The sequence below is a fragment of the Candidatus Infernicultor aquiphilus genome, from assembly GCF_002784285.1.
GTDB lineage: Bacteria > Atribacterota > Phoenicimicrobiia > Phoenicimicrobiales > Phoenicimicrobiaceae > Infernicultor > Infernicultor aquiphilus.
Genome location: NZ_PFKO01000174.1, coordinates 1 through 9,679 on the forward strand (window position 1 = coordinate 1; position 9,679 = coordinate 9,679).

Here is a 9,679-nt window from a genome sequence, read left to right on the forward strand (position 1 = left end):
TAGGTATTCATAGCCGATTATCTTTCCATCTTTCTTCCTGGCCCGATAATAATGGAGTTCCTTTCCAGCAGGACAAAGATAGACATTTTTGGTTGGATCATACTTAAACTGATCAGAATAGAAGGCTTGGTCTTTGGTACCATTGGCATAGGTTTGTTTGGTGATGTAAACGGTGATTCCGTTTTCGGTACATTTTTTTAAGTCTTTAGCCTTATAGTAACCCTTATCGGCTAATACTTCAAAGGCTTTGTTCCCAAAGAGCTTTTTTGCCCTCATGGCCATGTGGTCAAGTTCACCTAAGTCATTTGGTTTTTGGGTAACCTTGAAGTCGGCAATTAATTTGTGTTTGGCATCTACAGTGGTTTGCACATTATAGCTTACCTCCACATGGTTATGGTTAGCCATCAGCCGGGCATCGGGATCGGTAGTGGAGATCTCATTTTCTCCACTTTGTTTTAGTTTCCTCTGGTACGATTCATACTTTTCTCTGCGGTCTCTTAATTGTTGTATTCTTTCTTCTATTTCTTTAACATCAGGCTGGCGGTCAGGGGATTCGAGTTGATCATGATGATCCAGTTCTTTGAGATAGCCTTCGATCTTCTCATCAAGGTATTGGAGATGCCTGGCTAATTTTTTGCTGCTATAGTTGTTTTTTTTGGAATTACAGGCTCGAAACTTGGGACCATCTATAGCGACCAGTTCTTTGCCAAATAGTTCCCATTCATCACATAACTTGGTGAAATCCCGAAAGACCTTCTTCAATGCTTGTTTGTTATCTTTCCGGAAATCGGCAATGGTCTTAAAGTCAGGTTTTAGTTTCTTGAGCAGCCAGATGACCTCTAAATTTCTGATCGCTTCCTGTTCCAGTCTTCGGGATGAACGCACTTAAGTTAAGATACCCGTAGAGATAGAGCTTAAGCATATCTTTGGGATGATAGGGTGGCCGTCCCAGTGAGGGGTTAACCGCCCTTTTGAAGCCCAGTCTTTTAAGATCAAGCTGCTTGATATATTCATCGATGATACGAATGGAGTTATTGTCACTTACATATTCATCTATACTTTCAGGAAAGAGTATGATTTGATTTCTATCTTCGCCTTCTATATATCTCATGAATTCACCTTCTTTCTTTTTTATTTATTTTTTTTCTATGGTTATATTATATCATTCTGGGTGGTTATATGTAAGTTAAAGGTGAGTTTTCACACAGTCTGACGGTTCTTTTGACAATATAATGTGACAGGGAAAGCTTGTACCAGCTCAATAATTCGATAACTTTTTCTAACTTTTCATAAGGGTTGATAATCTAATCTCTCATTTTTCTTATAAATAATTATATTCATACGACAGAAAGACTTGGTCTTTTGGTGCAAAGAAATACCTGGATTCCTGCTTTCGCAGGAACGACATAGGACCCTTTGTTTGCAAGCTTTTCAAACCCCCTTCAGGAATGCCCTTTAAACGCACGTAGAGTGCCTTTTTTTGCATTTCAATTTTCGAAAAATTGGCAGTTACGACCCCTGTTTTTAGCCTATTTTTACCTCTCCAAAATCACGAAACCCTTGTAAATAGCCACTTTTATATTTTGGAGGGGTGATAATTTAGCTAAAAAAAGCCATTTTTGAGGGGTAAAACCATAGCTCGACTTAAAATAATGCAAAAAAGAACGTTTTTTCGCATTCTTCCCTTGAAACCCTTATATTATAAGGCTTTCCTCTTGCTATAATGTGACAGGTGACGGTTCTTTGACAAACTTTTATTTCGTTTTTTATTTTTAAGATGTGAAGTGTAGGTCTTCACATTTAATATAACTTTTTTTGGGATTGGAATTGGTTTGGTTAAATGCTATGGGGATAGGAATTCCCTTTATCAAACTTTTTTCAATGATAGCTGCTTATAACAGATTGAAGAGAAACGGAATAACCAGCTGGGATGAGAAATGCGGAATCAAGGTAATACAGGACCAACTAAGTATCTTTAGAGTCATTTTATCTCATAAAAAGACCTCCATTTACATCGATAGTTTCTCCCGTAATAAAGTAATTATTAATTAAAAATTCTATAGTCTTGGCAATATGAATAGCTTCTCCAATTTGTTTAAGAGGAGTTGATTCTTTGAATTTTTTCATTTTTTCAGGTGTGGATACTTTTTTATGAAAAGGTGTATCTATTACTCCCGGTGATACTGCGTTAACACGGATAGTAGGAGCCAATTCATGGGCTAAACCTCTTGTAAATGAATCAATAGCACCTTTACAAGCACCGTAAATAGTAGCTCCTGGAGATCCGTGACGCATAGCAATAGAACTAATATTGATAATACAGGAGTTATTTCCTTTTTCTAACCAGGGAATAAAAAGAGAGGAAAGCTTCATAGTGGAAAAAGTATTTAAAGAGAATGTTTCCATCATTAGCTTCCATTCTAATTCTTTAGCTGCTTGACGACGGATCAGTCCTCCCGCATTATTTATTAAAACATCAAGCTTGGGAAACTTTTCTGTAACAGTATTAAATAATTTAAGGCACCCTTCTTCTTGAGATAAATCTGCCTGTACTAAAAATGATTTACCTCCTTTTATTTCTACGTTGGCTGCGACTTTTTCAGCTTCTTTTTGGGAACTATAATAATGGACGATAATTTCATTTTGAAAAGCTAAAAGCCTGGCTGTTTCTGCTCCTAAACCTGTACTTGCACCGGTAATAAGTATTATTTTAGACATTTTGCCTCCTCTTCTATATAAATGTAAATCAATATTATTATATTAAAACTATATATCATAATAATGACCGATGTCAATTGAGAGATTTGGAAAAATATAATTTTTAAGTTATTATATATTTAAGTTTAATAGATAAAATATAAAATGATATACGGGAGGCGGTGAATGATGGTCACTTTCGAAGATTTTGAGAAATTAGATATCCAAGTAGGAAAGGTAATAGAGGTAGAAGATTTTAAAGAAGCACGTATGCCTTCTTATAAATTAAAAATTGATTTTGGGGAATTAGGAATAAAAAAATCATCTGCTCAGATTACTAAATTATATTCTAAAGAAGATTTACTTAACCGACAGATTGTCGCGGTAGTTAATTTTCCTCCCAAGAGGGTAGCTGGGTTTAAATCAGAAGTTTTAATTTTAGGAGTAATGAAAGAAGAGGGGGAAGTTATTCTAATTCAGCCTGAGCGAGAAGCTCCTTTAGGCTATAAAATAGGGTAGAATAAGTTGAAAAACTTCAAAATTAGAGGTATTTTATGGAGAATGTAATAGATGAAGGAAAAGTCAATCAGGTTGTAAAATTAATAAAAAAATCTAAATATGCAATTGTTTTAACTGGGGCGGGAGTAAGTACTGGATCAGGGATACCTGATTTTAGGACTCCTGGCAAAGGTATCTGGGAGAAGGTAGACCCCTTTAAGGTTACTTCTATAACTGCCTTTGATGAAGATCCTCAGCGTTTTTATTATTTTTATCGGCCTCGTATCGAGATGTTGTCTCGGGTTTCTCCCAATCCTGCGCATAAGGCTATCTCCCAGTTAGAAGAGATGGGTTATATACACTGTCTTATCACTCAAAATATAGATAACCTTCACCAAAGGGCGGGTTCAAAGAAGGTTATTGAAGTCCATGGGACCTTAAGAAAAGCTATTTGTCGAAGATGTGGGAAAATAATCTCTTCAGAATTATTGATACAAAAGATTGACGCCTGTCTGCGTGCACCTGTCTGCGTGCGTACACGCACAGGCAGAGGCACGCACAGGCAGAAAAGTAAGGAAAAAGTACCTTATTGTGAATGTGGGGGAGTATTTAAACCGAATGTAGTACTTTTTGGCGAAATGCTTCCCAATTTAGATAATGCTATTTATGAATCTAAGCGAGCTGATTTAATACTGACTGTTGGTTCATCACTTCAGGTTAGCCCGGCGAATATGTTGCCTCAATATTGCCTAAATAGAGGAGGTAAATTAATTATTGTTAATTTTATGTCTACCCATCTGGATTATTTAGCTGAAGCAGTAATTAATGAAGATGTCTGTGATTTTTTACCTGCAGTAGTAAAAGTGTTAAAAAAGAAATAGTTAAAAATAAAATTGTTCTTTTTTTATAAAAATTTGACAAAACTGTAAAAACAAGTAAAATATAGTAGAAAAGTTACTATAAAAATGGCTGGCCATTTTACTAAAAAGAGATACTAAAAACAATCCACTAGTCCTCTGAAAACAGATTGTTTATGAGGGATCTCTTGTGTTTTAATAATGTTATCCCTTAAGAGGCAGATAGCTACCTTGCTTCTACCTCCTTAAAGAAACGTTATTGGACTTAAGAGAAATAATAACGAAAAGGAGGTAGAAAGTATGCAAGAAAATAAATTATATGTCGGAAACCTTAAGTATTCTGTAACTAGTGAGCAATTAAAAGAATTATTTTCCAGTTACGGTGAAGTTAAGAGTGTCAACATCATCGAAGGCAAAGGCTTTGCTTTTATAGAAATGGCTTCTCCTGAAGAAGCTGAAAAAGCCAAAGATGCTTTAAACGATACCGAATTTGATGGCCGTCCTTTGAAGATCGATGAAGCTCGTCCCCGCAAACCAAGAAGCGATTTTAGAAGATAATTAGATAATCATGTTGTAGCTGTAATTGATTAAATTTAAATTTGATTTAACTATAATAAATATTAGGTCAAAAATAGGTCAGCCATTTTAATCTATAAAAAATCAAATTTAAAGATAAAAGTATCCAACAAAAAAAATTAATTTTTTTATTTTGAGAGGTAATATTTTTTACAAAAAATTAAATAAATATTTTGGGGAGCTTATTAAAGCTGAGAGTGTTTTTAATAAACAGACCCTTGGAACCTGATCTGGATAATGCCAGCGTAGGGAGTATCTTTAATGATAACCGTAGATATTTGATTATAAGATCAAGGTTTACGGTTTTTTTATTTAAAATAAATTACTTTAAAAGAAAGGGGAATTTATAATGAAAAGAAATCAAGTAAGGATTATGACCGAGATTGGTATGGCGGTGGCATTAGCTGCTATTTTAAATTTTATTCCTTTGTGGAGGATGGCTCAGGGGGGGTCGGTTAGCCTCGAAATGCTGCCGATTTTAATTATAGCTTTGCGCTGGGGAGCTGGCTCAGGTATGATGGCTGGAGTAGTATATGGTTTAGTTCAATTAGCGCTTGGTCCTTTCATTATCCATCCAGCACAACTGGTATTAGATTATCCTTTACCTTACATGCTGGTTGGATTAGCCGGAATATTCTCAAACAAGATTAATTTAAAGGCAAAGGGAAGTACGTATGGCTGGTTATTATTAGCTGTCTTTACTGGTGGACTGGGAAGGTTTATTAGCCACTTCCTTTCCGGGATTATATTTTTTGCTCAGTATGCTCCGGAAGGTCAAAGTCCATGGGTATATTCAGCAATATATAATATCAGTTACCTTTTGCCATCGCTGTTGCTCTGTTATATAATTATAATACCGTTAATAAAGAATATAGTAATTAATGAGGGCAAAAACGAAAGATGAGAGGATAATTTATGTCAACGAATAAGGCGGTTATTGTCTTAAACGGAGAATTAAAAGGAAATAAGGAAGAATGTAAGAAACTAATCGGAGAGAAAGATGTATTGTTTGTTGCTGCTGATGGTGGAGTCTTATTATTAGAGAGCATAGGTTTTTTGCCTGATGTGATTATAGGTGATTTTGATTCGCTTACCAAGGCACAATATCAACGTTATGAAAAAATGGGAGTTAAGATTATAAAATACCCGGTTGAAAAGGACGAAACCGATGGTGAACTGGCACTTCAATATTGTCGGGAAAGAGGTTTTAATAATGTTATTATCATCGGCTTTGCCGGGGGGCGATTAGATCAGCAGTTAGCCAATATCTTTCTCCTGGAATATGCTTTTAGAAATGGAATAACCGCATTTATTAAGGAACCTGGGCTGGAAATGGGGATAATAAATAGAGAAAAAGTGTTTTTTCAAAAAATAGGGGTAAGGCTTTCTTTGATTCCCTTAGATGAAAAGGTTACCGGTGTTACTATAACGGGATGTAAATATTTGCTCGAATCAGAAAGCCTATTAAGATATAAGACCCGAGGTATTAGCAATATAATTGAGCAGGAAAAAGCTGTTATTACCGTTAAGAAAGGGCTATTGCTATATGTTCTTAATAAGAGTGTATCCTCCTCTATAATCCCAGACTAATCTTTAATGCCTTGTTTGCTTTATTCATAACTTCGTCCTCAAAATGCCCAAGTTTTTTAACTATTCGTTCTTTTGATATGGTTCTTATTTGATCACCTTGAATAATACTATCTAAATTTAAACCGCCTTTATTTTTCTCTACCCATACATCTGTAGGATATTCTTTAGAGATTTCTTTTTGGCTGGTTACAATTGCCACAATAGTTGTTGAGGAAAATTTATTTCCAATATCATTCTGAATTATAACACAAGGTCTTATTTTACCGGTTTCTGAGCCTTTAACAGGTTCTAAATCTACTAAAACAATATCTCCTCTTTCAATATCCATAGGTTAAATATTTTCTCCATCGATATATTTATAATCTTCACATATTTTAAGATTTAGTTTAGCTTTTGCTTTATATCCTTCAGCTAACTCTTTTTTAAGCTTTTCCTCTTTTATTTTACTGGAATATACTTCAGTTGCTTCCCGGACAAATTCACTCAAATTCATATTTAATTCTTTGCTGGTTCTTTTTATTTCATACAATAAATTATCCGAGAAGTTTATATTTATTCTTTTCATTTTTACTCACTTATCATTAAGATCCTTTTCTTTTAAAAATCTTATTGTACATATTTATTATACATATTAAATATACACCTATAGATACATCTTGTCAACAGTTATTATTAATATTGTCATTTAAAAATCAAAAGTGCACTATAAAGAGAAAGAAAATAAATTAAGTGAAAGTAGAGAAAAGACCTAAGTATAACTTTTCTATTTAATTGCCTTCGTTAAAGTTTACATTAATAATAAAATATAAAAAACAAAAAAGTTTGTAGAAGAAAAAAAATAAGTGTAAAATATTAAATATCAATCTTCAGAAGACAAGGAGGAATTTCTAAATTGTTTAATAGAATCGCTAATATAGTAAGAGGATTGGCTGTAGATATGATAGAGAAGGCTAATTCCGGTCACCCGGGATTACCCTTGGGTTGTGCTGAAATTGGAGCAGTACTCTTTGGAGATGTATTAAAATACGATTCTGCTGTCCCGGATTGGCCGGATCGAGACCGTTTTGTGCTATCTGCCGGGCATGGCTCAGCCTGGTTATATTCTCTGTTACATCTTTCGGGATACAAACTTTCACTCGAGGATTTAAAAAAATTTAGGCAGCTTAATTCCAAAACTCCTGGTCATCCTGAATATGGAGAAACTCCTGGAATAGAAGTTTCCACCGGACCTTTGGGGCAAGGATTTGCCAATGCCGTAGGAATGGCACTGGCAGAGAAAATGTTGGCAGTCAGATTTAATACCAAGGATTATAAAATTGTTGACCATTATACCTATACTCTTTTAAGTGACGGCTGTATGATGGAAGGTGTTACCTCTGAAGCTGCTTCTTTAGCTGGCCATCTGGGCTTGGAAAAGTTAATAGCTATCTATGATGATAATAAGATATGCCTGTCTGGAGAAACTAAAATAACCTTTACTGAATCGGTAGCCGATAGATTTAAAGCTTATAACTGGCAGGTAATAGAAAATGTCGATGGTCATAAAGTAGAAGAAATTAAAGATGCCCTGCTAGAAGCCAAGAAAAGCAAAAATAAACCTACCTTAATTATAGCCAGAACCCATATTGGTTATGGAGCTCCCACCAAGCAGGATTCCTGCAGTTGCCATGGTTCACCTTTAGGTGAGGAAGAGGTCAGAGGTCTAAAGAAGAATTTAGGTCTTCCTTTAGATGAGAAATTTTATGTTTCAGCTGAGGTAAGAGAATTTTTTGAGAATAGAAAAAAAGAATTGATTAAAAAAAGAGAAGAATGGCAGAACCTATTTGAAGAATGGACTAAAAAGTCTCCCCTATTAAGAAAGAAGTGGGATGAAGCCTTAAATTTAGTCCTCCCCCCAGATTTAGAATTGGAAAGTTTGGAAATAAAGTCTCCGGTAGCTACTCGAGTAGCGTCATCGATAGTCTTGAATAAACTTGCTGATGAAATTCCTTATCTTATCGGTGGTTCGGCAGATTTAGAACCTTCTACTAAAGCTTATTTAAGTAAATATGAGGATGTTCAAAAGGATAACTTTAATGGTAGAAATATCAGATTCGGAGTTAGAGAACATGCGATGGGAGCGATCGTTAATGGTATTGCAGTGCATAAGGGATTTAGACCTTATTGTTCCACTTTTTTTGTTTTTTCTGATTATATACGCCCAGCTATTAGGATGGCAGCTTTAATGAAGCTTCCGGTAATCTATATCTTTACCCACGATTCTTTCTTTGTAGGAGAAGATGGCCCAACTCATCAACCGGTAGAGCAACTTGAATCTTTAAGGACTATACCAAATCTAAAGATTATTCGACCTGCTGATGAAGAAGAGACCAAATTAGCCTGGAGAGAAATCTTAAAGAAGACCGAAGAGCCTACCGCCTTGATTTTATCCCGACAGGATTTGCCCCATCTGGAAAAATCTCGTGGAGTAAAAGAATTCGCTCGAGGTGGTTATATAATATCTCACCAAGAAAAAGAAGTCCCTCAAGTAGTATTAATGGCCAGTGGCAGCGAGGTTTCGATAGCTCTAAAAGTAAGCCTTATATTAAAAGTGAATGGCATTGCCAGTCGGATAGTATCTATTCCGGATAGAGAAGAATTTTTAAGACAGGGCGAAAAATATATAGAAGAAGTTTTAGGTCCACAAGATGCTCTTCGAGTAGTGATTGAGGCTAATACCGGCCAAGGGTGGTATCAGCTATTGAATAATTCTCATTATACGGTATTTATGAAATCTTTTGGAAAAAGTGCTCCTGCCCAACAATTAGCTGATTATTTCGGTTTTAACCCCGAAAAGATTGCCCAAAAAATCATACAACTTTGTCAGGGGACGGTCCTTTGACAAATGCAGACAGCCAAAAAGTAACCGCAACTTAAAAGCAGAAATTCAATATCTTTCCATTCTTGAAATACAAAGAATGCTGGAAGATGATATTGCTCCAATTGTTAAGGCTGTAGATGGAGCTCATGTTTATCTTCCTGTAGCCTATAATAAAATAACCGAAGAAATAACTAACTATGCCACCCTTACTGGTAATGAAATCACCGCAAATCAATTTGAATTTTTTAATTTAGATAACAACAAATCAGTGATGATAATCAACAATAAAAAACTTTCAACTTATTTGGAAAATTTATTATAAACCTTATTTTAAATTTCTCTTTAATTTCTCCTTAAGATCTTACCCTATTAAGAAAAGGTATTTCGAGTTATAGTTACTGTCTTTAAGAGAAGATACATTGACAAATTTAATTACAAAATAAAAAGGGTAAATTATAAAGAAAATCGTCTTCTTTAGTTTACCCTATTTTTATTGTATTTTTATCTCTATTCGATTTTCCCCCGACTTTGACAGTTGATTTTTTAAGATCTCTGATTTTATGCTGGTTTTCAAGGATTATGCAAAAATCGTTTTCACTAG

Annotated in this window: 12 protein-coding genes and 1 riboswitch; of the genes, 7 read left to right on the top strand and 5 right to left on the bottom strand. The window is 34.9% G+C overall.

Going from position 1 to position 9,679, the window contains the following annotated elements:
• From COZ07_RS04825 to COZ07_RS04835, 3 genes are all read right to left on the bottom strand, one after another.
• Positions 1-885: transposase (locus tag COZ07_RS04825; RefSeq protein ID WP_406607453.1), on the bottom strand; the 885-nt coding region annotated here is incomplete at its 3' end.
• Positions 806-1,111 carry a transposase gene (locus COZ07_RS04830; RefSeq protein ID WP_406607454.1) on the bottom strand — a complete coding sequence of 102 codons (306 nt, stop codon included), beginning with the start codon at positions 1,109-1,111 and terminating at the stop codon, positions 806-808. The genes COZ07_RS04830 and COZ07_RS04825, both read right to left, overlap by 80 nt.
• 875 nt (positions 1,112-1,986) lie before the next feature.
• Positions 1,987-2,718 (bottom strand): SDR family NAD(P)-dependent oxidoreductase, encoded by a 732-nt coding sequence (locus COZ07_RS04835; RefSeq protein ID WP_406607455.1) that lies wholly within the window; start codon positions 2,716-2,718, stop codon positions 1,987-1,989.
• 168 nt (positions 2,719-2,886) lie between these two features.
• Here COZ07_RS04835 and COZ07_RS04840 point away from each other — a divergent pair, with 168 nt between their 5' ends.
• The 5 genes from COZ07_RS04840 to COZ07_RS04860 all read left to right on the top strand — a co-directional run bounded on the left by COZ07_RS04840 (position 2,887) and on the right by COZ07_RS04860 (position 6,218).
• Entirely contained in the window at positions 2,887-3,216 is a 330-nt protein-coding gene (locus COZ07_RS04840) for a tRNA-binding protein (protein WP_406607464.1), read from the top strand.
• 35 nt (positions 3,217-3,251) lie between these two features.
• Positions 3,252-4,076, top strand: a complete 825-nt coding sequence (locus tag COZ07_RS04845) for an SIR2 family NAD-dependent protein deacylase (protein ID WP_406607456.1) — start codon at positions 3,252-3,254, stop codon at positions 4,074-4,076.
• A 276-nt stretch (positions 4,077-4,352) separates the two neighbouring features.
• A complete protein-coding gene (locus COZ07_RS04850) occupies positions 4,353-4,610 on the top strand; it encodes an RNA recognition motif domain-containing protein (protein ID WP_406607457.1) in 258 nt (85 codons plus the stop codon).
• Positions 4,611-4,792: 182 nt separating this feature from the next.
• Positions 4,793-4,897, top strand: a riboswitch (TPP riboswitch).
• Positions 4,898-4,977: 80 nt separating this feature from the next.
• The gene (gene thiT, locus COZ07_RS04855; RefSeq protein ID WP_406607458.1) at positions 4,978-5,532 is read left to right on the top strand and encodes an energy-coupled thiamine transporter ThiT; all 555 of its coding nucleotides are present in this window, start codon (positions 4,978-4,980) and stop codon (positions 5,530-5,532) included.
• Positions 5,533-5,543: 11 nt separating this feature from the next.
• Complete coding sequence (locus COZ07_RS04860) at positions 5,544-6,218, top strand: thiamine pyrophosphokinase (protein WP_406607459.1); 675 nt, start codon at positions 5,544-5,546, stop codon at positions 6,216-6,218.
• On the opposite strand, the gene COZ07_RS04865 is transcribed toward COZ07_RS04860, so the two are convergent.
• On the bottom strand, positions 6,202-6,546 hold the full coding sequence (locus COZ07_RS04865; RefSeq protein ID WP_406607460.1) for a type II toxin-antitoxin system PemK/MazF family toxin: 345 nt from the start codon (positions 6,544-6,546) through the stop codon (positions 6,202-6,204). The genes COZ07_RS04860 and COZ07_RS04865 overlap by 17 nt on opposite strands.
• Before the next feature lie 3 nt (positions 6,547-6,549).
• The gene (locus COZ07_RS04870) at positions 6,550-6,783 is read right to left on the bottom strand and encodes a hypothetical protein (protein WP_406607461.1); all 234 of its coding nucleotides are present in this window, start codon (positions 6,781-6,783) and stop codon (positions 6,550-6,552) included.
• 327 nt (positions 6,784-7,110) lie between these two features.
• Here COZ07_RS04870 and tkt point away from each other — a divergent pair, with 327 nt between their 5' ends.
• Both tkt and COZ07_RS04880 read left to right on the top strand, forming a co-directional pair.
• Positions 7,111-9,099, top strand: a complete 1,989-nt coding sequence (gene tkt / locus COZ07_RS04875) for a transketolase (RefSeq protein WP_406607462.1) — start codon at positions 7,111-7,113, stop codon at positions 9,097-9,099.
• A 76-nt stretch (positions 9,100-9,175) separates the two neighbouring features.
• Complete coding sequence (locus COZ07_RS04880; protein WP_406607463.1) at positions 9,176-9,400, top strand: hypothetical protein; 225 nt, start codon at positions 9,176-9,178, stop codon at positions 9,398-9,400.
• Positions 9,401-9,679: the final 279 nt, after the last annotated feature.